This window comes from Streptomyces sp. NBC_01351 (genome assembly GCF_036237315.1).
Classification (GTDB): Bacteria; Actinomycetota; Actinomycetes; order Streptomycetales; family Streptomycetaceae; genus Streptomyces.
The window spans coordinates 6,318,747-6,342,013 of record NZ_CP108356.1 but is presented as its reverse complement, the minus strand read 5'-3'; the positions used below and the strand labels follow the sequence as shown (position 1 = coordinate 6,342,013).

Annotated in this window: 20 protein-coding genes; 8 read left to right on the top strand and 12 right to left on the bottom strand. The window is 73.5% G+C overall.

Annotation, left to right across the window (positions count from 1 at the left end):
* The first annotated feature begins 83 nt into the window (after window positions 1-83).
* The gene (locus OG625_RS29245) at window positions 84-1,400 is read left to right on the top strand and encodes an MFS transporter (RefSeq protein WP_329391061.1); all 1,317 of its coding nucleotides are present in this window, start codon (window positions 84-86) and stop codon (window positions 1,398-1,400) included.
* Between the two features lie 23 nt (window positions 1,401-1,423).
* Here the strand turns inward: OG625_RS29245 and OG625_RS29240 are convergent, their stop codons facing one another.
* From OG625_RS29240 to uvrB, 4 genes are all read right to left on the bottom strand, one after another.
* On the bottom strand, window positions 1,424-2,407 hold the full coding sequence (locus OG625_RS29240; RefSeq protein ID WP_329391059.1) for a TerC family protein: 984 nt from the start codon (window positions 2,405-2,407) through the stop codon (window positions 1,424-1,426).
* Between the two features lie 238 nt (window positions 2,408-2,645).
* Window positions 2,646-4,571 (bottom strand): TerD family protein, encoded by a 1,926-nt coding sequence (locus OG625_RS29235; protein WP_329386967.1) that lies wholly within the window; start codon window positions 4,569-4,571, stop codon window positions 2,646-2,648.
* 29 nt (window positions 4,572-4,600) lie between these two features.
* The gene (locus OG625_RS29230) at window positions 4,601-5,179 is read right to left on the bottom strand and encodes a TerD family protein (protein ID WP_329386964.1); all 579 of its coding nucleotides are present in this window, start codon (window positions 5,177-5,179) and stop codon (window positions 4,601-4,603) included.
* A gap of 87 nt (window positions 5,180-5,266) precedes the next feature.
* Entirely contained in the window at window positions 5,267-7,405 is a 2,139-nt protein-coding gene (gene uvrB, locus OG625_RS29225) for an excinuclease ABC subunit UvrB (RefSeq protein ID WP_329386962.1), read from the bottom strand.
* Between the two features lie 285 nt (window positions 7,406-7,690).
* Between uvrB and OG625_RS29220 the strand changes: the two genes are divergently transcribed.
* From OG625_RS29220 to OG625_RS29210, 3 genes are all read left to right on the top strand, one after another.
* A complete protein-coding gene (locus tag OG625_RS29220; RefSeq protein WP_329386959.1) occupies window positions 7,691-8,605 on the top strand; it encodes a glycerophosphodiester phosphodiesterase in 915 nt (304 codons plus the stop codon).
* Window positions 8,606-8,673: 68 nt separating this feature from the next.
* Window positions 8,674-9,249 carry a methylated-DNA--[protein]-cysteine S-methyltransferase gene (locus OG625_RS29215; RefSeq protein ID WP_329386957.1) on the top strand — a complete coding sequence of 192 codons (576 nt, stop codon included), beginning with the start codon at window positions 8,674-8,676 and terminating at the stop codon, window positions 9,247-9,249.
* Window positions 9,250-9,479: 230 nt separating this feature from the next.
* Window positions 9,480-10,802, top strand: coding sequence for an MFS transporter (locus OG625_RS29210; RefSeq protein WP_329386955.1), 1,323 nt, complete (start codon window positions 9,480-9,482; stop codon window positions 10,800-10,802).
* On the opposite strand, the gene OG625_RS29205 is transcribed toward OG625_RS29210, so the two are convergent.
* Together OG625_RS29205 and OG625_RS29200 are read right to left on the bottom strand one after the other, a co-directional pair.
* Window positions 10,796-11,164, bottom strand: a complete 369-nt coding sequence (locus OG625_RS29205) for a cupin domain-containing protein (RefSeq protein ID WP_329386953.1) — start codon at window positions 11,162-11,164, stop codon at window positions 10,796-10,798. The genes OG625_RS29210 and OG625_RS29205 overlap by 7 nt on opposite strands.
* Window positions 11,165-11,237: 73 nt before the next feature.
* Window positions 11,238-12,059, bottom strand: a complete 822-nt coding sequence (locus tag OG625_RS29200) for a class I SAM-dependent methyltransferase (RefSeq protein ID WP_329386950.1) — start codon at window positions 12,057-12,059, stop codon at window positions 11,238-11,240.
* A gap of 82 nt (window positions 12,060-12,141) precedes the next feature.
* Here OG625_RS29200 and OG625_RS29195 point away from each other — a divergent pair, with 82 nt between their 5' ends.
* A complete protein-coding gene (locus OG625_RS29195; RefSeq protein WP_329386948.1) occupies window positions 12,142-13,086 on the top strand; it encodes a pseudouridine-5'-phosphate glycosidase in 945 nt (314 codons plus the stop codon).
* Window positions 13,083-14,003, top strand: a complete 921-nt coding sequence (locus OG625_RS29190; protein WP_329386946.1) for a carbohydrate kinase family protein — start codon at window positions 13,083-13,085, stop codon at window positions 14,001-14,003. The genes OG625_RS29195 and OG625_RS29190 overlap by 4 nt, the downstream gene beginning before the upstream one ends.
* A gap of 667 nt (window positions 14,004-14,670) precedes the next feature.
* Here OG625_RS29190 and OG625_RS29185 read toward each other — a convergent pair.
* The gene (locus OG625_RS29185) at window positions 14,671-15,309 is read right to left on the bottom strand and encodes a uridine kinase (protein ID WP_329386944.1); all 639 of its coding nucleotides are present in this window, start codon (window positions 15,307-15,309) and stop codon (window positions 14,671-14,673) included.
* A gap of 10 nt (window positions 15,310-15,319) precedes the next feature.
* On the bottom strand, window positions 15,320-15,682 hold the full coding sequence (locus OG625_RS29180; RefSeq protein ID WP_329386942.1) for a cupin domain-containing protein: 363 nt from the start codon (window positions 15,680-15,682) through the stop codon (window positions 15,320-15,322).
* A gap of 138 nt (window positions 15,683-15,820) precedes the next feature.
* On the opposite strand from OG625_RS29180, the gene OG625_RS29175 reads away from it, so the two are divergent.
* Entirely contained in the window at window positions 15,821-16,489 is a 669-nt protein-coding gene (locus tag OG625_RS29175; RefSeq protein WP_329386940.1) for a DUF2293 domain-containing protein, read from the top strand.
* On the opposite strand, the gene OG625_RS29170 is transcribed toward OG625_RS29175, so the two are convergent.
* A complete protein-coding gene (locus OG625_RS29170; protein WP_443067796.1) occupies window positions 16,482-17,093 on the bottom strand; it encodes a chaplin in 612 nt (203 codons plus the stop codon). The genes OG625_RS29175 and OG625_RS29170 overlap by 8 nt on opposite strands.
* A 196-nt stretch (window positions 17,094-17,289) precedes the next feature.
* On the opposite strand from OG625_RS29170, the gene OG625_RS29165 reads away from it, so the two are divergent.
* Window positions 17,290-17,838 carry a hypothetical protein gene (locus OG625_RS29165; protein WP_329386936.1) on the top strand — a complete coding sequence of 183 codons (549 nt, stop codon included), beginning with the start codon at window positions 17,290-17,292 and terminating at the stop codon, window positions 17,836-17,838.
* Here OG625_RS29165 and OG625_RS29160 read toward each other — a convergent pair.
* From OG625_RS29160 to OG625_RS29150, 3 genes are all read right to left on the bottom strand, one after another.
* The gene (locus OG625_RS29160; protein WP_329386934.1) at window positions 17,819-19,024 is read right to left on the bottom strand and encodes an SWIM zinc finger family protein; all 1,206 of its coding nucleotides are present in this window, start codon (window positions 19,022-19,024) and stop codon (window positions 17,819-17,821) included. The genes OG625_RS29165 and OG625_RS29160 overlap by 20 nt on opposite strands.
* Window positions 19,021-21,822 carry an SNF2-related protein gene (locus OG625_RS29155; RefSeq protein WP_329391056.1) on the bottom strand — a complete coding sequence of 934 codons (2,802 nt, stop codon included), beginning with the start codon at window positions 21,820-21,822 and terminating at the stop codon, window positions 19,021-19,023. The genes OG625_RS29160 and OG625_RS29155 overlap by 4 nt, the downstream gene beginning before the upstream one ends.
* Before the next feature lie 173 nt (window positions 21,823-21,995).
* Entirely contained in the window at window positions 21,996-23,267 is a 1,272-nt protein-coding gene (locus OG625_RS29150) for a helix-turn-helix domain-containing protein (protein WP_329386931.1), read from the bottom strand.

Genomic DNA, 23,267 nt, shown 5'->3' with positions numbered 1-23,267 from the left:
GGGGAAGGGGTAACTGCTGCACCATGCAACAGGACCCCTCCCCCACCACCTCCCCCCGAACCCCCGCGGCCGGCAGCCCCGGCATGCTGCGGCTCGCCACGGCCTCCCTGGCCGGGACCGCGATCGAGTTCTACGACTTCTTCGTCTACGGCACGGCCGCCGCCCTCGTGCTCGGCCCGCTCTTCTTCCCCTCTTTCTCCCCGCTCGCCGGAACGCTCGCCGCGTTCGGCACCTTCGCCGTCGGCTTCCTCGCCCGCCCGCTCGGCTCCGCCGTCTTCGGCCACATCGGCGACCGCTACGGCCGGCGCCCGGTGCTGCTCGGCTCCCTGCTGCTCACCGGCCTCGCGACGGTGGCCGTGGGCTGCGTGCCGACGTACGCCTCGATCGGCATGGCGGCGCCCCTCCTGCTGCTCCTGCTGCGCTTCCTGCAGGGCCTCGGGCTCGGTGGCGAGTGGGGCGGCGCGGTGCTGCTGACCGCCGAGCACGCCCCCGAGAGCCGGCGCGGCCTGTGGTCGAGCTTCCCGCAGATCGGCCCGGCCGTGGGGTTCCTGCTGGCCAACGGCATGATCCTCGCGCTGTCCGCCTCCTTGAGCGAGGCCCAGTTCACCTCCTGGGGCTGGCGGGTGCCCTTCTGGGCGGCCGGGCTGCTGGCGCTGGCCGGCTTGTGGCTGCGCCGCTCGGTGGAGGAGACCCCGCAGTTCCGGGCGCTCGCCGAGACCGACCGCCGGGCGGAGGCCCCGCTCGCGGAGGTGGTGCGCGGCCACTGGCGGCTGCTCCTGCTGACCGGCGGGGCGCTCGCCGTGGGGTACGCCGTCTTCTACGCGGTCACCACCTGGTCCCTCGCGTACGCCACCGAGCACCTCGGCGTCAGCCGCACGGTGATGCTGGCCTGCATCATGGCCGCGGTCGCCCTCAAGGGCCTGGCGACCCCGCTGGTGGCGGTGATCGGCGACCGGTACGGACGGCGGCCCCTGTGCCTGGCCGGGTGCGCGGCCTGCGCACTGTGGATGTTCCCGCTGGTGGCGCTGTTGCGGACGGCGGACCCGCTGCTGATGACGCTGGGCTTCGTCGGGGCGCTGCTGGGCATGGTGACGATGTTCGCGGTGGTGGGCGCGTACCTGCCGGAGCTGTACGAGCCGAGGATCCGCTGCACCGGCGCGGCCGTCGGCTACAACCTGGGCGGCGTGCTGGGCGGGGCGCTGACCCCGATCGTGGCGACGGCGCTGGCGGACGGATCCGGGCCGCCGTGGGGCGTAGCCGTGTACCTGAGCGGGATCGCCCTGGTCAGCCTGGGCTGCTTCGCGCTGCTGCCGGAGACCAATCCGATGGTGGTGCGGAAGCGATCGCGCGCGGCCGCGGGTACGGAAACGGGGGCGGCCGAAGCGGCCGCCCCCGCGTAGCCCCGTAACTCCGGGGTCCCGCCTTACGCGTCGATGCTCTCCGTGCGGGCGGCGGCTTCGGCCGCCGCCTGCTTCTTGGAGGCCATCAGGCTGGTGATCGTGGTGATGACCAGGACACCGCAGATGACGCCCAGGGAGACCGGGATCGAGATCACCGGGACGTGCACGCCGGACTCGTGCAGGGCGTGCAGCACCAGCTTGACGCCGATGAAGCCGAGGATGATCGACAGGCCGTAGCTGAGGTGGACCAGCTTCTTGAGCAGGCCGCCGATGAGGAAGTAGAGCTGGCGCAGACCCATCAGCGCGAAGGCGTTGGCCGTGAAGACGATGTACGGGTCCTGGGTGAGGCCGAAGATCGCGGGGATCGAGTCCAGGGCGAAGAGCACGTCGGTGGTGCCGATGGCGAGCATGACGACCATCAGCGGGGTCAGGACGCGCTTGCCGTTGCTCTCGATGAAGAGCTTGGTGCCGTGGTACTTGTCGGCGACGCCGAACTTCTTCTCCACGGACTTGAGGAGGCGGTTCTCCTCGAACTCCTCGTCGTCCTCGTCCTTACGGGCTTCCTGGATCAGCTTCCACGCGGTGTAGATCAGGAACGCGCCGAAGATGTAGAAGACCCACGAGAAGCTGGCGATGATCGCGGCGCCGGCCGCGATGAATATCGCGCGCAGCACCAGGGCGATCAGCACACCGACGAGCAGCACGCGCTGCTGCAGGTGGGAGGGCACCGCGAACTTCGCCATGATCAGGACGAAGACGAAGAGGTTGTCGACGCTCAGGGACTTCTCGGTGATGAAGCCGGCGAAGAACTCCTGGGAGGCCTGGCCGTTGCCGAAGAACCACAGGCCGAGGCCGAAGAGTCCGGCGAGGACGATCCAGACGACCGTCCAGATGCCCGCTTCCTTGATCGATACGTCGTGCGGTTTGCGGCCGATGAAGAAATCGGCGCCGATGAGGAGCGACAGACCAAGAATGGTCAGCGCCCACAGGGTCCAGGAAACGTCCACGGTTGTCATGCCTCCGGCAGATGGCTCAGCACTTCGTCAGCGTCATCGCTGCCGGAGGTCTCTTCCACCCGAACGACCTGGAGGCCGTGGGCCGACGCCCCGGGACCGACTGCGCTCACACAACCGCAGTGGTCCGTATTGACGGGTACGCCGTAGCAGGAAAGCAGGAATACTCCCCTCCGCGCCGCACAGCATACCCGTCAAGGGCAGACAAGGTAAAGAGAGTCCCAAGGGACGGTCACGGGCGGGTTCTGCGGCGGGCTTCCGCCACCCGGTCCAGCACCTGGTCGAGGACCCGGCTGCCCTGCGGGGGAAGGTCGGGCTCGAAGGTCCAGGCGTGGTGCACCCAGGGGTCGGCGAGGTGGTTGTCCGGCACGGGCGACAGCCTCATCAGCGAACGCCACAGCGGATCGAGCAGCGGCCCGTAGGCCGAGGCCTCGTCACGGTCGGCGACCATCAGCAGGTGCACTCCGACCGCGGATCCCTCGTCGGCGAGATAGCGCAGCTGGGTGACGGCGCGGTCGTCGAAGCCGTGCGGGAAGTCGTGTACGACCAGCAGCTGCTCGGCCGTGTCCACGTCCGGCGGCAGGTCCTCGGGAGCTCCGGCCCGCAGGGCCATCTGTACGAGGTCCACGCGCCGGGTCAGCCGCGCCAGTGTCTCGGTGACCCCCGCGGCCCCGGCGGCGGGCGGCCCGGCCAGCACCCCGGCCCGCACGAGCGGCGCCAGCGAGGCGGCTCCGGCCCCGGCCGCGTCGATGACGTGGACGGAGAACCGGTCGGCCGGGTGGACCGCGAGCAGCCGTACCGCGTAGGCGACGGCCATGTCCATGGCGGCCCGGCGCAGCCGGTCGGTGTCCATGGTCATGGCGGCCTCGGAGCCGGTGCGGCCGTTGTCGATCCAGAGCCCGCGCTCCAGCGGCACCCGGACCAGCATCGGGATCCGCAGGGCGGGCCGCTCGGGCAGGTGCAGGTCGCCCAGGCGCAGGGCCAGCGGCTTCTCCTCGGGCAGCCCGGCCGAGCGGCCGGCGTGCCAGACCGGGTTGTCCCAGCGCGCGTACGAGGCGGGCAGGGCGGGCTCGACCACCTCGGACTCGGCGATCAGCTGCGCGAGGTCCCGGTCGAGGACGGACTGTGCCTGGGCGACGAGCTCGTCGCGACGGGCCCGTGCGGTGTCGCGGGCGGCATTGCCGGAGCCGCCGATCCGGTGGCGGGGGTCGGACAGCACGTCGTCGAGCTCGCGGTCCATGCGGGAGTCGGCGAACTCCACGGCGCCGCGATAGGCGGCGACCGCCCGGGCCAGGTCCTCGAACATCCCCCAGACCTGGTTGTAGAGGCGCTCCTCCATGGACCAGCCGTCGGCGTCGCCGGCGACGGGGCGCGGGAACTCGCCCGGCTGCTGCGACGAGGCGGCCGGCCTCGGGGCGGGCTCGGGCGGCTCGGTGCTGGTGCGGCGCCGCGGGTGGGCGTAGTTGACGGTGGTGTCGCCGGGGGCGGTCGCGGGGGCGCTGTCGGCCGGGGGCGGTGTCGGCGCGGGCGCGGGGCCCGGCGTGGGCGCGTACGGGACTCCGGAGACCGGGACCGGGTCCGGCGCGACCGGGACCGGGTCCGAGACCACCGGGGCCGCGACGCTCGCGTGCACGCGTGCGGCCAGCTCGGCCGCGGCGGGGGCGGCGAGCCCCTGGTCGGCGAACAGGGCCGTGAGGCCGCCGGCGTACCCCTGCCCGACGGCGCGGACCTTCCAGGCGCCCTGGCGGCGGTAGAGCTCCAAGGCCACCACGGCGGTCTCGGCATCCAGGTCGGTCAGGGTGTACTCGGCCAGCTCGGTGCCGTCCAGGCCCGCGACGGCGACGTGCGAGGCCGCGACGTCGCCGAAGCGGTCCGGGCCGCCCGGGGGGAGGGAGAGCAGGACGCCGACGCGGTGCACCTCTGCGGCCACCGCGTCGAGGTCGACGGAGAACCGGTGCCGGGCGGCCGACCCGTCGGGTGTCTCCACCCCCGGAAGGCCGCGCGCACCGGGGTGCGCGATCCCCTCCGGACCCGTCACGGCTCCCCGCTCGTCCCCGAGCGAGGCCAGCGCGAGCACAGGTGTGCCCGCCGAGACCGTGATCCGCACCTGGTGTTCGGCCAGGGCATGGTTCTGCCCCCGGACCAGTTCGGCCGCCATCGTCCCGTCTCCCCCCGTTCTTTCTTCGCTTACAGGTGCGGCAGGATCGCCGGCATCAGGTCCTGGAACGTCCGGCCGTTGGCCGGGTTACCCAGGGCCGTCATCTGCCAGCCGGCGCCCGCACGCGACACCTTCGCCATGATCTGCGCGGTGTACTGGCCGCCGCCGTCGAGGGTGTAGCGGGCCAGTTCCTGGCCGTTGGTCTCGTCGACGATGCGGCAGAAGGCGTTCTGCACCTCCTGGAACGTCTGGCCGGTGAAGGAGTTCACCGTGAAGACGATCTGGTCGATGTGGACCGGCACCCGCTGGAGGTCGACGAGGATCGACTCGTCGTCGCCACCCTGGCCGACGCCGCCGACCAGGTTGTCACCGGTGTGCCGGACGGAGCCGTCATCGCTCTGCAGGTGCCGGAAGAAGACGACGTCCACGGGCTGCTTGTCGGCGAAGAGCACCGCCGAGGCATCCAGGTCGATCTCCCGGGTCCGCGAGCCGAACAGTCCGCGGCGCTTCGCCGCTTGCCAGCCGAGGCCCATCCGGACCGCGGTCAGCGTCCCCCCGTCCGCCTTCTGCAGACTGATGGCCTGGCCCTTGGTCATGTTGACCGTCACGCGTGTCCCCTCTCCCATAGCCCGCCCCATTAACGGGCGCGCAGCATGTACCTGCGGCTGTGCCCAACCCTACTGACAGGCTCCGGGTCAGGCGAGGCCCGCTTCCCTCATCTGCCGAAGCTCCTTCTTCAACTCGCCCACCTCGTCCCGAATCCGGGCCGCCACCTCGAACTGCAACTCGGCTGCCGCACCGCGCATGCGCTCCGTCATCTGCTCGATGAGCGCGGCCAGTTCGGCGGCCGGCCGGTCGGTGAGCACCTCGCCGCCCTTGGCCCCCTTGGCCGCCTTCGCACCCTTTGCGGCCTTGCCGCCCAGTGCGGGCACCGGCGCCTTGAGGGCCTTGCCGTCCTTCGTCTGCCGGTAGCCGGTGCCGAGGAGCTCCTCGGTGTCGAGTTCCTCGCGGGCGATGGTGGCGACGATGTCGTTGATCTTCTTGCGCAGCGGCTGCGGGTCGATCCCGTTGGCCGTGTTGTAGGCGACCTGCTTCTCGCGGCGCCGGTTGGTCTCGTCGATGGCCTGCGCCATCGCCGGGGTGATGCTGTCCGCGTACATGTGGACCTGGCCGGACACGTTGCGCGCGGCGCGGCCGATGGTCTGGATCAGCGAGGTGCCGGAGCGCAAGAAGCCCTGCTTGTCGGCGTCGAGGATCGCCACGAGCGAGACCTCGGGCAGGTCGAGGCCCTCGCGCAGCAGGTTGATGCCGACGAGGACGTCGTACTCGCCGGCGCGCAGCTCGCGCAGCAGCTCGATGCGACGCAGGGTGTCCACGTCGCTGTGCAGGTAGCGGACCTGGATGCCGAGCTCCAGGAAGTAGTCGGTGAGGTCCTCGGACATCTTCTTGGTGAGGGTGGTGACCAGGACCCGCTCGTCCTTCTCGACCCGCTCGCGGATCTCGTGCACCAGGTCGTCGATCTGACCCTCGGTGGGCTTGACCACGATCTCGGGGTCGATGAGGCCGGTGGGGCGGATGATCTGCTCGACGAAGCCGTCGCCGCGCGAGAGCTCGTACTTGCCGGGGGTGGCCGACAGGTAGACCGTCTGTCCGATGCGCTCCTGGAACTCCTCCCACTTCAGCGGCCGGTTGTCCAGTGCGGACGGCAGCCGGAAGCCGTGGTCGACCAGGGTCCGCTTGCGCGAGGCGTCGCCCTCGTACATGGCGCCGATCTGCGGCACGGTGACGTGCGACTCGTCGATGACGAGGAGGAAGTCCTCGGGGAAGTAGTCGATGAGGGTGTTGGGCGCGGAGCCGCGCTCGCGGTCGTCCATGTGCAGCGAGTAGTTCTCGATGCCGGAGCAGGACCCGATCTGGCGCATCATCTCCAGGTCGTAGGTGGTGCGCATGCGCAGGCGCTGGGCCTCCAGCATCTTGCCCTGCTTCTCCAGCTCGGCGAGGCGCTCGGCCAGCTCGGCCTCGATGCCCCGGACGGCCTTCTCCATGCGCTCGGGTCCGGCGACGTAGTGGCTGGCGGGGAAGACGTACAGCTCGCGGTCCTCGCTGATGACCTCGCCGGTGAGCGGGTGCAGGGTGGAGAGCGCCTCGATCTCGTCGCCGAACATCTCGATGCGGACGGCCAGTTCCTCGTAGACCGGGAAGATCTCGATGGTGTCGCCGCGCACCCGGAAGGTGCCGCGGGTGAAGGCCACGTCGTTGCGCGTGTACTGGATGTCGACGAAGCGGCGCAGCAGCTGGTCCCGGTCCATCTCCTCCCCCACCTTGAGGGGGACCATCCGGTCCACGTACTCCTGCGGGGTGCCGAGGCCGTAGATGCAGGACACGGACGCCACGACGATCACGTCGCGCCGGGTGAGCAGCGAATTGGTCGCGGAGTGGCGCAGCCGCTCCACTTCCTCGTTGATCGAGGAGTCCTTCTCGATGTAGGTGTCGGACTGCGGTACGTACGCCTCGGGCTGGTAGTAGTCGTAGTACGAGACGAAGTATTCGACCGCGTTGTTCGGCAGGAGCTCGCGGAACTCGTTCGCCAGCTGGGCGGCGAGCGTCTTGTTCGGCGCCATCACCAGGGTGGGGCGCTGGAGCTTCTCGATCATCCAGGCGGTGGTCGCCGACTTTCCGGTGCCGGTCGCACCCAGCAGGACGACATCCTTCTCGCCGGCACGGATGCGCTTCTCCAGCTCGGCGATGGCCGCCGGCTGGTCGCCGCTGGGCTGGTAGGGGCTGACGACCTCGAAAGGCGCCACCGTGCGTTCGATCTTCGATACGGGCCGCATGGGTCAACCGTACGACCCCCCACTGACACTCACGCACCCCTAAGGGGACGCGCCGCGCGCGGTCGGTCGGGAGCCCGGCCCGGGACCCGGCCGGGCTCACCCCTTCTGGTCCGTTTGTCGTAGTTCGGTGGCGGCTCGGTGATCTTCAACCCCATGATCGCGGTGAAGGCCCGCCGTGAAGTGCCGTGCACCGCCGTGAACCGCCGTTTGGTCCATCGCCACAACGTCTGCCGCTCCGCACCCGTTTGACGCAGGAACAGGGCTCACGACCCGAGGAGAACGCACATGTACGTCCGACCCGCCGCCGCGACCGCCGCCGCATTCCTGGGCTTCACCCTCACCCTGCTGGGCGGTACGGCCTCGTCCGCCGCCACCGGCCCGGGCTCCGCCACCGGCCCCGCCACCGGCCGGGCGGCGGTGGGGGGACCCGTCGTGTACGCCCACCGGGGGGCTTCGGCGTACGCCCCGGAGAACACCCTCGACGCGATCGACCTGGCGATGCGGCTGGGCTTCGACTGGGTCGAGAACGACGTGCAGCGCACCAAGGACGGCGAGCTGGTGGTGGTCCACGACGACACCCTCGCCCGGACCACCGACGTCGAACAGGTCTTCCCGGACCGCAAGCCCTGGAAGGTCAAGGACTTCACGGCGGCCGAGATCGCCCTGCTGGACGCGGGCAGCTGGTTCGGCGAGGAGTACGCGGGTGCCTTCGTGCCGACCCTGCGGGAGTACCTCGACCGGGTACAGCGCAACCGGCAGCGGCTGCTGCTGGAGATCAAGAAGCCGGAGCTCTACCCGGGGATCGAGGAGCAGACCGTGAAGGTGCTCGGCGAAGCGGGCTGGCTCGACGAGCGCCATGTGACGCAGCGCCTGGTGGTGCAGAGCTTCAGCGCCGACTCCGTACGCGCGGTGCACGCGGTGCGCCCGGACCTGGTGACGGCCTTCCTGGGCACTCCGACCGTGGCCGACCTGCCGCGGTACGCCGAGTTCACCGACCGGATCAACCCGTGGCACACCACGATCACGGCCGACTGGGTCGCGGCGGTGCACGGCCTGCAGGGGGCCCACGGCAAGGCGATGGAGGTGGACACCTGGATCGTGGACGACGCGGCGACCGCCCGGAAGGTGAAGGCCATGGGTGTCGACGGGATCATCACCAACGCCCCGGACGTCATCCGGGACGCGGTCGGCGACTTCTGAGCCCGGCCGGGCCCGGCCCGAGCCCGCCCGAGCCCGGCGCTGTCGGTGGGGGCCCGTACCGTGGAGGCGTGGACAGCACCGAGCGGCCCCGCGGGCCGCACCTCGAATGGACCGTCTTCACCGGTGGCGACGGCATCGGCGTCGGGGACCTCCTCCTGGCCGCGACCCCGGAGGGTCTGGTCCGGGTCGAGTTCCATGCCGGGCCGGACCGGGTCGACTCGATGATCGGCTCGCTCGTCTCGCGGCTCGGCGCGGACGCGTGGCGGCCCGCGCCGGGCGAGGAAGTGCTGCTGACCGAGCCGATACGCCAGCTCACCGCGTACTTCGCCGGTTCGCTGCGGCGCTTCGAGCTGCCGCTGGACTGGCGTTTGAGCTCCGGCTTCAACCGGCAGGTGCTCCAGGAGCTGGACCGCTCCGTTCCGTACGGTGCCGTGGTCGGCTACGGGGAACTGGCCGCCCGCACCGGCCAGCCGGGGGCCGCGCAGGCGGTGGGCAACGCCATGGGGTCGAATCCGCTGCCGGTGGTCGTGCCCTGCCACCGGGTCGTGGAGAACGACGGCGGCATCGGGGGCTTCGGTGGCGGGGTGGAGACGAAGCGCCTGCTCCTCGCCCTGGAGGGCGTCCTGCCGGCACCCCTGTTCTGACCGGCGCCCCTGTTTTGGCCGGTGCCTCTGTTTTGGCCGGTGCCTCTGGTCTGACCGGCATCCCGGACCGGGCGAGCGGGCGGGCCGGGATTCCCGGTTCGGGCGAGCGGGCCGGGATTCCCGGTTCCGTCTCGCGGTAAGGGGTGGGAAACTGCCGCGGTGAGTACTTCTGCCGCCGCACCCGGCCTGATCTCTCCCCGCGCCCCGCTGCCACGACGGGGGTGTACCGCGTGACCACCTCGCCCGGCACCGACCGTCCGGCCACGGCCCCGACGCTCGCCCGGACGGAGGCGGAGCTGGCCCGGTTGCAGCGGCGCACCTCCTGGGTGCTCATCGCCAGCCAGGTGCTCGGCGGCCTCGGCGTGCCCATCAGCATCGCCCTGGCCCCCGTGCTCGCCACGCAGGTCAGCGGCACCGAGGCCCTCTCCGGCTTCGCCTCCACCGCCTCGGTGATCGGCACCGCCCTGCTCTCTCTGCCGCTGGCCGCCCTGATGACCGCGCGCGGGCGCCGCCCCGGGCTGGTGGTGGCGTACGCGATCGGCGCGGTCGGCGCGGCGCTCGTCGTCCTGGCCGCCACGATCAAGAGCTTCCCGCTGCTCCTGCTCGGCATGGCCGCCTTCGGCGCCGCCTCCTCCGCCAACCTCCAGGCCCGCTTCGCAGCCGCCGACCTCGCGGCCCCGGACCGCCGGGCCCGGGCGATCTCGGTCGTCGTCTGGGCCTCCACCCTCGGCGCGGTGCTCGGCCCCAACCTCTCCGCACCCGCCAGCCGCAGCTTCGCCGGCACCTCCATACCCGAGACGGCGGGCCCCTTCGTGTGGGCCGCCGTCGTCTTCGTCCTCACCGGCACGCTGATCTGCGTACTCCTGCGTCCGGACCCGCTCCTGACGGCCCGCGCACTGGCCGGGCCCGAGGAGCAGTCCCGCGAGGGCCGCTCGCTGCGCGCCGGGTTGGCCGCGGTCAAGGCCTCCCCGCGGGCCCGGCTCGCCCTCGTCACGGTCGCGGTGTCGCACACCGTCATGGTCTCGATCATGGTGATGACCCCGATGGACCTGGGCCATCACGGCGCCGACCTGGAGCTCGTCGGGCTGGTGATCAGCGGCCACATCGCCGGCATGTTCGCCTTCTCGCCCGTCATGGGCTGGCTCGCGGACCGCCTCGGCCGGCTCTCGGTGATCGGTCTGGCCGCGGGGCTCCTGTCCGTCGCCGCCCTGCTCGCCGGTACGGCCGGGCCCAGCCACACCCAGAGTGCGCTCGGCCTCTTCCTGCTCGGCCTCGGCTGGTCCGCCGGCATGGTGGCCGGCTCGGCGCTGCTGACCGACTCGGTGCCGCAGCCCGCGCGGGCCGCCGTACAGGGCCTGAGCGACCTCACGATGAACGCCGCGGCGGGCGTGGGCGGCGCGGCCGCCGGCCTGGTCATGTCCCAGGCGAGCTACGGCTGGCTGAACGCCATCGGCGCCGCGCTGCTGCTGCCGATGGCGGCGCTGGCGCTGTTCACCGCGCGCCGCCACCCCGTCCCCGTTACCGTCCCTGCCTCCGGAAAGGGCGGTCAGTAGCTGATGTGGTAGGCCTTGCGGAGCGTCTCGTGCACGGTCCAGGTGGTCTTGTCACCTTCCCGGAGGACGCAGGCGGACCCGGGGCCCACCTCCAGGGTCTCGCCGCCCTCGACCTCGATGGTGGCGCGGCCGCTGACGACCACGAACAGCTCGTTGGCCTCGATGTCGGTGACCACGCCGGGGGTGATCTGCCAGATCCCGCGCACCTGCTTGCCGTCCGCCGACTCCCACAGCACCTTGCCCGTCACGACGGGCTCCCCGGAGACGATCTGGTCGGGGTCGAGGTCCTCGATCTCCAGTTGTTCGTCCGGCACGGAGACGGCGAAGGAGGCGGGGGTTGCGGAGTGATCACTGGTGCTCATGGCGCGCCAGCGTAGTCCGGCCCGCCCGCGCGACGCGGTGAGCGGAGCGTCCAGGAACGGCGCGGCCGACGAGTCACCCTGTCCAGTGGTCCCGGTGGTCGGGGCGCCTGGCGGTGAGGACCGGCTGGTGGAACCCGGTGTCCTGCGGCGCGTGCCAGAGCGTGTCGCGCAACCCCGCCTCCCGGGCGAACTCCGTGGTCCGCTCCTGCGGCAGCGCCCAGTACGTCGCCCTCGACGTCCGCGTGGTCCAGGTTTCGCCCGTGGGCAGCAGCTGGAAGAGCTCCAGGTCGTAGCGTTCCCCGTCGGGGTGCCAGTGCCAGAGCTGGAAGGTGATGGTCCGCCCGTCGGGGCCCGTGCGGACGTGCGGGGCCTCGCTCAGCGGGCGGGTGCGGAGCAGCTCGCCGTACGGGCGGGTGGAGAGCAGGAGCAGGCCGCCGGGGCGCAGCACCCGCAGGGTTTCGGCCAGCGCGGTGCGCACGTCCGTCGCGGTCAGCAGGTGCGGCAGGGCGTTGTCGGCGCAGACCACGGCGTCGAAGGAGGCGTCCGCGAAGGGCAGGGCCCGCATGTCGGCGGCCGCGACGGGCAGACCGAGCCCCCGGCCGGCGGCCTCCCCCGCGGCGCGGGCGACGGAGACGGGGCTCAGGTCGGTGCCGGTGACCCGGTGTCCCAGCGCGGCGAGGCCCAGGGCCTGGGTGCCGATGCCGCAGGCGTTGTCGAGGACCGTGTGCGGGCCGGGGCCGAGTGCGGCGGTGAGCAGGGTGTCGAGGGCGCGGCCCTGACGGGTGACGGAGGCGTCCCAGTCCGCGTACATGAGGTCGTACCGGTGGGCCAGTTCGTCGTAGAAGCCTCGGATGTCCTCCGGGGTGTCCTTCGGGGTGTCTCTGGGCGTGTCCATGAAGGGACGCTACTCGGACAGCCTGGGGCGGGAGTGGCGGGAACGTGTTTGGGGGCGTCAATCCCGTGCCATGGATGGGGACATGTCACAGCACACAGCAGCCGCGTCCCCGCCGGTCGGCCCGGTCCTGTCGGAAGAGGTACGCGAGGCACTCGCGCGGGGCGGGCCCGTGGTGGCCCTGGAGTCGACGATCCTGGCGCACGGCCTGCCCCGCCCGCGCAATCTGGCGGTGGGCCTCGAACTGGAGGCGCTGGTCAGATCGGAGGGCGCCGTTCCGGCAACGATCGCGGTCGTGGACGGGGTGGCGCACGCGGGACTGGACAAGGGGCAGTTGGAGCGGATCGCCGGCGGTGACGGGGTCCGCAAGCTCGGACACCGGGACCTGGCGCCGGCGCTGGCCACGGGTGCGACCGGCGCGACGACGGTGTCGGCGACTGCCTTCCTGGCCGCGCGGGCGGGCCTGCGGGTCTTCGCCACGGGCGGGCTGGGCGGCGTACACCGCGAATGGGCGCAGACGCAGGACGAGTCGGCGGACCTGTCGCTGCTGGCACGGACGCGGATCACGGTGGTGTGCGCCGGGGTGAAGTCGATCCTGGACGTGCCGGCCACGCTGCAGCGGCTGGAGACGCTGGGGGTGGGCGTCCTCGGGTACGGGACGCGCCGCTTCCCCGGCTTCTACCTGGCCGATTCCGGCGAGCCGGTGGACTGGACCGTGGACCGGCCGGAGGAGGTCGCGGCGGTGATGGCGGCCCAGGACGCGCTGGGCGGACCGGAGTCGGCGCTGCTGGTGGCCAATCCGGTGGCGGAGGCGGAGCAGCTGGATCCGGAGCTGCACGACCGGGTGCTGGCGGAGGCGCTCGCGGAGTGCCGCGAGCGGGGGATCACGGGGCAGGCGGTGACTCCGTTCCTGCTGGGGTTCCTGGTACGGGCGACCGAGGGGGCCTCGCTGGAGGCGAACCTGGCGGCGGTGCGGGGCAACGTGCGGCTCGGGGCCAGGATCGCGGGGGCCTGGGCGGCACGGGCGTGAGCGGGGCGGGGGTGAGCGGGGCGGGGGCGCTGGTCGTCGTCGGGGACGTGGTGACGGATGTGGTCGCGGTGCATTCGGAGCCGCTGGCTCCGGCCACGGACACGGCCGCCCGCATCCGGACCCTGCCGGGCGGCGCCGGGGCCAACGCGGCCTGCTGGGCGGCCCGTACGGGGGCCGCGGAGGTCCGGCTGCTCGCGCGGGTGGGCGCGGATTCGGTGCGCTGGCACGAGGAGGCGCTGCTCGCGGCGGGGGTGCGGCCGCGGCTGGTGGTGGACCCGGACGAACCGACCGGGACGGTGGTCGCGCTGGTCGGCAAGGACGCGGAGCGGACCTTCCTGACCGACAGCGGGGCCGCGCTGCGGCTCTGTCCGGCGGACTGGACCTCGTCGCTGCTGGACGGGGCGGCCCACCTCCACCTGTCCGGCTACCTCTTCTTCGCCGACACCAGCCGGGAGCTGGCCCTGGTCGCGCTGCGGGCGGCCCGGACCCGGGGGGTGCCGGTAAGCGTGGACCCCGCATCGGCCGGGTTCCTGGCGGCGCTGGGGCCACGGCGGTTCCTCGACGCGGTGGCGGGGGTCGACGTACTGCTGCCGAACGAGGACGAGGCCCGGCTGCTGGCGGGGCTCCCGGAACCGGCGGGGGTGGCCCGGGCGGCGGTGGAGCTGAGCCGGCGGGTGCCGCTGGTGGTGGTGACCCGGGGCGCGGCGGGGGCACTCGTCGCCGAGCGGGGCCGGATCACCGCCGAGATCCCGGCGGAACCAGCCGAGGCGGTGGACTCCACGGGGGCCGGGGACGCGTTCACGGGCGGCTTCCTGGCGGCACGCCTGTCCGGCGCCGACCCGGCGGAATCGGCCCGCGCGGGCTGCCGCGCCGCGGCCCTGGCGGTAACCCGACTGGGCGGCCGCCCGACGCCGTGACCGGCAAGACCCCTGCCCACCGCCCCTACCCCACGAAGTCCGCCACGGCCCCCGCCCGAACACACCCCACCGCGCCGCCGCCTAAGGCGCGGGGTCCTGGGCCAGGCCCCCACCCCCAACCCGGCCGGGGCTCGAAGCCCGAGGCCCGGGGCCAAGCCCCACCCCCAGCCCCACCGCCACTCGCAGCCCGAGACCCAGAGCCGAACCCCCGCGCCCCAGCCCCACCGGCGCTTGGGCGCGGGGTCCGGGGCGGAGCCGCCACCCCCAGCCCCGCCGGCGTTTGAGGCGCAGGGTCCGGGGCGAAGCCGCCACCCCCAGCCCCGCCGACGCTTGGGCGCAGAGTCCGGGGCGAAGCCGCCACCCCCAGCCCCGCCGACGCTTGGGCGCAGAGTCCGGGGCGAAGCCGCCACCCCCAGCCCCGCCGACGCTTGGGCGCAGAGTCCGGGGCGAAGCCGCCACCCCCAGCCCCGCCGACGCTTGGGCGCAGAGTCCGGGGCGAAGCCGCCACCCCCAGCCCCGCCGACGCTTGGGCGCGGGGTCCGGGGCGGAGCCCCGGGGAACGGAGGAAGGGCGGGGCGGGGAGCAGCTCCGCGCAGCGGCACCCGCAGCCTCGGCCTTGCACCCGCACCCGCATCCGCATCCGCATCCGCATCCGCGCAGCGCAGCGCTACCGTTCCCGGAGCCCGCTCCAAGCGGGGTGTCGGGGATCATCGGCCCGGACCACCGCATCGGCCACCGCCCCCGGCTCCGTCTCGGCCTCGTACCGGGCGAAGGCGGGCAGCGTCCAGCGCGCGGACTCCTCCGTCCGACGCGCGAGCGCCCCCGCGGACAGCCGGATGTGCACGCTGAGGTCGAAGGGGAACCAGTGCCCCAACAGCAGCGGCCCGTGCACGATCAGGACACCCCCGGGCGGGAGCTCGACGTACGGACTGCGCGTCGCGCGGTCGGTCACCGGGTCCCAGAGGTCCGGCAGGACCCGCCCGCTCCCCCCGGGGTCCGTCGGCCCGAACACCTCCCTCCAGAGCGCGGCGGTGTCGTACCAGCCGCCGAGGTACGAGTCCACGTCCTCGCGCCCGAACTCGAAGCGCAGCGAGGCCGGCCGCAGGAACCCCTCCGCCGGGACCACCACCGCGGGCCGGCTGCGCAGCCGCAGCGCCTCGGTCAGGTGCCCCGCGAGTACACCGGTATCGGCGGCGGGTGCCCCGTCGATGCCGACTCGCTGCCAACTCCCCCGGTCAGGGGTGTCGTCGAGGTGACCGGCGAGCCGCTCGGCCATCCGCTGCCAGGTGATCGCTTCCAGCTGCACGCTTCCATTGTCAGCGAGCCTGCCCGCAGCAGACCGCCCGGGTGACTCCGGACGGAGCCGGGGTGGGTATGGAGAAGGGGGTTCCCTCAGGGCTCGCGGGGACGACGTGGAGGACGACCGGCTCGGTGCCGAGGTTGTGGCCCAGGTGGATGTGGCGGATGCCGGCCGGCTCCACGAAGGAGGTCCCCGCCGGGTGCACCTCGACCGTGCCGTCGTGCAGGACCCGGGTCAGGATTCCCGCCAGGACCACGGCATCCAGCCGGACGCGGTGGAAGTGCCAGCCGGTGCAGCCTCCCGGCGGGATGACGATCTCCCGGCCCAGCGGTCTGGGTGTGGCACGTGGCCGTGGGGCCCTCACCTGCAGTGCGGCCATGTGCCCTCCTCCGCGGCCCGGTTGTGGACCACCGCCTCACGGTAGAAGGGCGGCACGGGATCGAGGAAGAGTCGGCGAAACATCAAACTCCGCTTCTTGTCAGGTGATATGAGGGCCCTGAGGCGGTATCACACCTGTATGAGCCTGGTGGTGTTCGAGTCCGCGAAGCAGATCCACTGCGCGGAGTGCCGGCAGGGCCCCCTGCGACACCTCGTGCGCGAGGCCGGCGTGCCGCGCTGCCTGGACTGCGCCGATCTCGGGCATCTGGTGTACCTGCCGCGGGGGGACGCCGCGCTCACCCGCCGGTCCCGCGAGGCCAGTTCACTCTCCGCCGTCGTCGTCCGCTTCAACAAGCGCCGCCGCCGCTACGAGCGCCAGGGGCTGTTCGTCGAGGACGCCGCGCTCGCCGACGCGGAGCGCGCCTGTCTCGCGGACGCCGAGGCACGGGCCCGGCGCCGGGAGCGCGACCGGGTGCGGCGCGCGGCAGAGGACACCCGGTTCACGGCTGCCTTCGCCGCCGAGATCGTGCGGCTGTTCCCCGGCTGCCCGGCCGATCGGGCCGTGGCGATCGCCACGCACGCCTCGCTGCGCGGCAGCGGCCGGGTGGGCCGCACCGCGGCCGGCCGGGCCCTCGACGAACTCGCGGTCTCCGTCGCGGTACGGGCGGCCGTGCGGCACACCGACACCGAGTACGACGCCCTGCTGATGGCGGGGGTCCCGCGGTTCGCGGCCCGGGCCCGGCTGGCCGCGCGGATCGACGCCGTCCTGGACGGGTGGCGCGAGCGCCCCCGTACACCGCCTAGTTGAGGCGGAAGCGGCGGTAGAGGAGCACCCCGGCGAGGAGCAGGGCCCCGCCACCGGGCAGCAGCGAGCCGACGCCGTCGGAGCCGGTGTGGGCGAGCGCCCCCAGCTGCCGCGGCGGCTCGGGCGGGGTCACCGGCCGCTGGGTGGCGGGCGGCAGGACGGGCTCGGCTTCGCCGGGCGTCGTGCCGTTGACGGAGGTGTTGCCGTGCGAGGCGTTGCCGACGCCGACGACGTTCACGGAATTGCCGCTGACGTTCAGCGGGAGGTCGACCGGAAGCTGGAGGCCGTTGCCGGACAGCACACCGGGCGAATCCTTTCCTCGGCCATCGGCGGAAGCGCCGCCACCGGCCCCGGACCCGGCCCCGGGTTTCGAGGGGGGCGACGGATGCGAGGGCCGGGGCTGCGGATGCCCGCCACCACCTCCGGGCGCCTCGTTGGAACAGCGGTTCCCGGCGGCCGGGTTGAGTACGCCGATCACGCTCACGGTGTTCCCGCACACGTTCACCGGGACGTGCACGGGCAGCTGTACCAGATTCCCCGACAGCAGCCCGGGCGAGCGTTCGGCGCGGCCGCCCGCGTCCGCATCGGCATGGGCGAAACCGCTCACACCCGCGACCGCCAGCCCACCTCCCGCAACCACCGCCGCGATCAAGCCATTCCGACGACTGTGACGCATCAGCTTCCCTGCCTTCCGGAGGAGTCCGCGGGTGTTGCACCCGCACCGGAGACAACGCTCTGAACCCGTTCGGGTTATAGAGCCGGTAGGCATTTCACTCCATCGTGTACTGGGTAGTCCCTATTTCATGACCGAACGCCCCGTGCTCCTCCTCGATGTGGACGGCCCCCTCAACCCCTTCCGGTCGCTCAGCGCCGGCCTGCGCGGATACACGAGCCACCGGATGCGACCGGACGTCTGGCTGGCCTACCGCGACCCGGATTCGCGCAAGGCCCGCCGTGGCGCGCGGGTCCGCCTCCATCCCACCCACGGGGCCCGGCTGCTGGCCCTGCCCTTCGAACTCGCCTGGGCCACCGCCTGGACCCACCAGGCCAACACCCTCATCGCCCCGCACATCGGGCTGCCCGGCGATCTCCCCGTCGTCGAATGGCCCGAACTCTTCGTCGACGACCCGGACGGCCTGTCCTGGAAGACCCGCGCCCTCGTCGACTGGGCGGCCGGCCGCCCCTTCGCCTGGGTCGACGACATGATCACCCCCCTCGACCGCGCCTGGGTCGCGGCCAACCACCCGGCTCCGGCCCTCCTCCTGCGCATCCACCCCCGCCGCGGCCTCCGCGACCGCGACTTCACCACCTTGACCCGCTGGGCCACCGGTCTCAGCGCAGCAGAGCGGTGACCGGGTCCGGGGAAGGGCGGCCCGTGGGCCACCAGTCCTCGTCCATGAGGCGGGACTCGTAGGGGTACCACAGGGCGTCGCGGCCCAGGCGGAGCTGACGGTTGCCGCTGGTGAGGCGGTTGCGGTCGGGGCGGAAGGAGCCCTGGGCGGCGGCAAGGAGGGCCGGGCGGGCGCGGTCGAAGGGGCCGGCCGGCGGGTCCCAGGGCTCTTCCAGGGCGGCGAGGGCGGGGCGGCCGCCCTGCCGCCAGGCCGCGGCGGCCCGTGCGAGGTCGGTGGTGGTGCGGCCGGTGGCACGGGCCAGGTCCCGGTAGAGGGTGCGGGCCGCCCCCGTGAGGCCGGCCGTGGGGTGCGCGGAGGCGAGGCGGACGGCGTCGTGCCAGAGGGTGAGCCCGGCGATCGGGTCCTCGCCGGTGGTGAGGAGGGCCAGGGCGCGGGCGGCCCCGTCGGAGGCGAGCTGGTCCAGGGCGAGCGGGTCGGGGGCCTCGGGGTCGGCCGGGTAGGCGGGCGGCATCCCGACCTCGGCGGGCGCGGCGAGCGGCGCGGGCAACGGCGGCAGGACGGTACGCGCGAGCGCCGCCCGGGCCGGGACGCCGGGGAAGTCCGGGGCGGAGTCCGGCTGTTCCCGCGCGGCGTGGGCGGCGCTGCGGCGGCCGAGCTCTTCGAGCAGCTCGCGCTCGCCCCGGCCGCGCAGGAGCAACAGGACGAACGGGTCCGTGTCGAGGAGGCGGGCCGCCCGGTAGCAGAGGGCCGCCGCGTGCTTGCACGGCGGACGTCCGAAGTCCGGGCAGGAGCAGTGCGGGACGAGCTCGCCCGCGCCGGGCAGCACGGACTCAGCGAGCGACTGCGGAACCTCCCGCTCCAGCAGGGCCGCCAGCGCCGCCGGGTCGGCCGCCACGGCTTCCAGGAGCTCCCTCCACTCCGCGTCCTCGAAGGCGGGCAGCGACAGCTCGGTGCGGTACGGGCGGGCCCTGCTCCCCCGTACGTACGCCACGATCCTTCCGGGGGTCACCGTGACCGCGTCGACGTGCCCTTCCTCGGCGTACGTACGGCCCCGGGCCAAGCGGGCCGCGTCCGGGGACGCCCCTTCCAGGGCCGACACCCAGGCCCGGCCCCACCAGCTGACGGCTTCCACTCCGGCGGGCACCGTCTCGAAGGTGCGGCGGCGGTCGTCGCGCGCGGTGATCATGCGGGCCTCCGCAGGGAGACGAGGTCGGCCAGCTCACGGTCGGTCAGCTCGGTGAGCGCCGCCTCGCCGGAGCCGAGGACGGCATCGGCCAACGCCCGCTTCGCCTCCAGCATTTCGGCGATCCGGTCCTCTACGGTGCCCTCGGCGATGATCCGGTGGACCTGCACGGGCTGGGTCTGGCCGATCCGGTAGGCACGGTCGGTGGCCTGCTCCTCGACGGCCGGGTTCCACCAGCGGTCGAAATGGATGACGTGCCCGGCGCGGGTGAGGTTCAAGCCGGTGCCCGCAGCCTTGAGGGAGAGCAGGAAGACCGGGACCTCACCCGCCTGGAAGCGGTCCACGAGCTCCTCGCGGCGCGGCACCGGAGTACCCCCGTGCAGCAGCTGGTGCGAGATCCCCCGGGCCGCCAGGTGCCGCTCGATGAGCCGGGCCATCGTCACGTACTGCGTGAAGACCAGCACCGACCCGCCCTCGGCGAGGATCGTGTCCAGCAGCTCGTCGAGCAGGGCGAGCTTGCCCGAACGGTGCGGGATCCGCGGCTGCTCTTCCTTCAAGTACTGCGCGGGGTGGTTGCAGATCTGCTTGAGCGAGGCCAGCAACTTCATGATCATGCCGCGCCGTTCCATGCCCTCGCTCGCCTCGATCACGGCCATCGCCTCGTCCACCGCGGCCTGGTAGAGCGAGACCTGCTCACGGGTGAGCGAGACCGGATGGTCGGTCTCCGTCTTCGGCGGCAGCTCGGGGGCGATGCCCGGATCGGACTTCTTCCGGCGCAGGAGGAAGGGACGGACCAACGCCGCTAGCCGGGCGACAGCCTCCTCATTGCCGCCGTCCTCCTCCTGCTGGTGCTCCACCGGGCGGGCGTGCCGGGCCCGGAAGGTGGTGAGCGGGCCCAGCAGCCCCGGGGTGGTCCAGTCGAGCAGCGCCCACAGCTCGGACAGGTTGTTCTCCACCGGGGTACCGGTCAGCGCCACCCGGGCCGGCGCCGGAACCGTGCGCAGCGCCTTCGCCGTCGCCGAATGCGGATTCTTGACGTGCTGGGCCTCATCGGCGACGACCATGCCCCAGCTCTGCTCGGCCAGCAGCGGAGCGCTGGCGCGCATCGTCCCGTACGTGGTGAGCACGAACCCGCCGGCCGGCGCGGTCAGGTCGTCGAGGCTGCGGCTGCCGCCGTGGAAGCGGCGCACGGGCGTACCGGGGGCGAACTTCTCGATCTCCCGCTGCCAGTTGCCCAGCAGCGAGGCCGGGCACACCACCAGCGTCGGCTCGGGGCGGTCCCGGTGCAGGTGCAGCGCGATCAGGGTGACGGTCTTGCCCAGGCCCATGTCGTCGGCGAGGCAGCCGCCGAGGCCGAGCGAGGTCATCAGGTCCAGCCAGGCCAGGCCGCGCGCCTGGTAGTCGCGGAGGGTGGCCTTGAGCGCGGCGGGCTGCGGCAGCGGGGCCAACTCCCCCGTCAGCCGCTCCCGCAGGGCGGCCAACGCCCCCACCGGAACGGCCTCCACCGGCTCTCCGTCGACCTCGGCCGTCCCCGTCAGCACGGTGGCCAGCGCGTCCACCGGATCCAGCACGCCCAGCGACCGCTTGCGCGCCCTGCGCACCAGCTCCGGATCGACCCGCACCCACTGGTCCCGCAACCGCACGACCGGCCGGTGCGCCTGCGCGAGCGCATCCATCTCCCCCGGGGTCAGCCGGTCGCCGCCCAGCGCCAGCTCCCAGGAGAAGTCGAAGAGGTGCTCGGCATCGAAGAAGGCGGTGCCGTCCGTCGCGGATCCGGGCGCGGTGGAGCGTACGACGGCGGTCGCGGACAGCGTACGAGCCAACTCGCGCGGCCAGTGGACCAGGACCCCGGCGCCCGCCAGCCGGCTCGCGACCACCCCCAGCAGGTCTTCGAGCTCCGGATCGGACAGGGCGAGGGCATCGGGAACGGGTTGGTCCAGCACCCGCAGCAGCGGCGGCCACACCCGGGCGGCCCGGCGCAGCGCGAGCACGGCATCGATCCGGGCGCGCGGCCCGAAACCGGCGGCCGCCGTACCCGCCCACAGCTGCGCGGCGTCGGTGACCAGCGTCGGATCGGCGAGGCTGTGCACCTGGACGACGGCGGCTCCGGCGCGGCGGGTGTCATCTCCCTCGGCCTCGTCGAAGAGGCTGAAGGAGGACAGGTCGAGCCGGAGCGAGATCCCCACACCGGTGTCGGACCCGGCCGCGACCTGCGCGGCCCACTCCTGCATCCCGGCCACCCGCTGCGGCTCCCGCGCCGCGAACGGCCGGCCGGCGGCCACGGCAGCCGCCGGCGTGCGGGGCAGGCTGTCGGCGACGGCGTCGAGGAAGGCGCGGACCAGCGCCTCCGGCTCGGGCAGCTGGAGCGGGCGGCGGCCGGCCAGCGGCGTCGCGTACCCCTCGTACGGCAGCGCGGCGGCGACCGCGCGGAGGTGGTCGACATCGGCGGCGTCGAGCGGCCCGGCACGCCAGGCGTCCATGCCCTCGGGGGTCAGCCCCGGCAACAGGCGGCCGCGCGCGGCCAGGGTGAGCGCCTGCGTGGCGGCGGTGCCCCAGGCGCGGGTGGCGGGATGCGCAGCGGGGGTCCGGGGCGCTTGCGCGAGCAGCGGCAGGGCGGACGCCACGGAGAAGGTCACCGCGGGCACCGTCCGGCTGCGGACCCCGTCACCGTGCGGGCGTACCACGGCGAGGGGCGTCGGCGTACCTGCGGCGGGCAGGGGGTCCCCGTCGGGAGCCCAGAAGGCGACCCGGCCCTCGCGGGGGACGGCGGCCGGCAGGAAGACGGCGGCGTGACGCAGCAGCGCCTGCGGCTGCGCCCGCTGTTGCTGTTGCTGTTGCTGTTGCTGCGCGAATGTCCGCGCCTGCGGCTGTGGTGTCACGACCTCCCCCTCCCTGTGGAACCGACCGGCCGATGGCGATCTCTTCTGCCGACGAGTCTAGGCGTGGGCACTGACAACGCCGCTGACCTGCCGGATCAGCGCCCCCAGCGGCCCTGTTCCGTCGCGTAGCCGTACACCGGCCGCCCCGTCGCGGCGCTGGTGCGCAGAGGCCTGCCGCCGCCGTCGTCGATGCGGAGGGTGCCGGAGCCGGAAGGGCCGGTCCACCGCAGGTCGAGCGACCAGTCGCAGTCGCAGCCCGTGGTGGTGGCCTCCACCCGCAGGACGACCGGCTCGGCCGCCGAGACCTTCATCGGGAAGGCCGGGGCCGGCACCGGCCCCCCGGTGCCGTTCCCGGCGACGGGCCGTACCAGCGGGCGGGGCGCGTCCAGGTTGACGGAGAACGCGGCCGGGGTGAGTCCCCCGCCGCAGCCCTGCGACATCTGGTAGACGTTCCAGGCCGGCGGGGTGCGCCGGGCGGCCACCCGTACCTCCAGGTCTTCCAGCACCACGGCGCCCGTGCCCGCACCCGTGCCGTGCACGGTGACCTCCACGATCTGCGTCCCGGCGTGCACGGCCCGCTGCGCCGCAGCCCAGGCGGGCGCGTCCGCCTCCACGGGCGGCGCGGGCACCGCCCCGGGTCCCCGTTCGACGAGGTACGCGTGATCGCATCCGGCGGCCCACACGTGCGCGCGTACGGCCGCCTTGACCGGGACGGGAGCGGGCGCACTCGACGCCGGCCCGGACACCGGCGGTGACCCCGGCGCGGGCGCCGACCCCGACTCCGGTGCCGCCCCCGACGCCGACGGCGGCACCGGAACCAACCCCGAAGGCGACGGCGCCGACGGTCCCGACACGGAAGAGGAAGGGGTAGCGGAAGCTGATGCCGCCGGTGGCGCCGATCCGGCCTGAGCCGCCCCCCACCCGCCCGCCGCCACCGCCGCGACGGTCACCGCCAGCGCGGCCGCCGTCACCCCCGCCGCCCCGAGCACGACGGCCCGTCGCCGGTACCAGGGACCCCGCCCAGCCGACTCCGGCGCCGGCGCCACGACAACCGTCGGCACCGGCACCGGCTCCGCGCCAGCCGTCGCCTCAGCCCCCGCCCCCGCCCGCCGCCGTGCGTCCGCCAACAGCCACGCCCTGTGGAGTTCGACCGCCTCCCCCGCCGAAGCCCCGCAGGCCCGCGCGAAGCGGTCCACCACCGCGAACTCCACCGGCAGCGCCTCCCCGTTGCAGTAGCGGTGCAGGGTCGACGTACTCGTGTGCAGCCGGCGCGCCAGCACCCCGTAGCTCAGCCCGGCGCGTTCCTTCAGCTCCCGCATCAGCCGTGCGAAGTTCTCCGCCTCGGCCGTCCCGTGACTCCGTTCCAT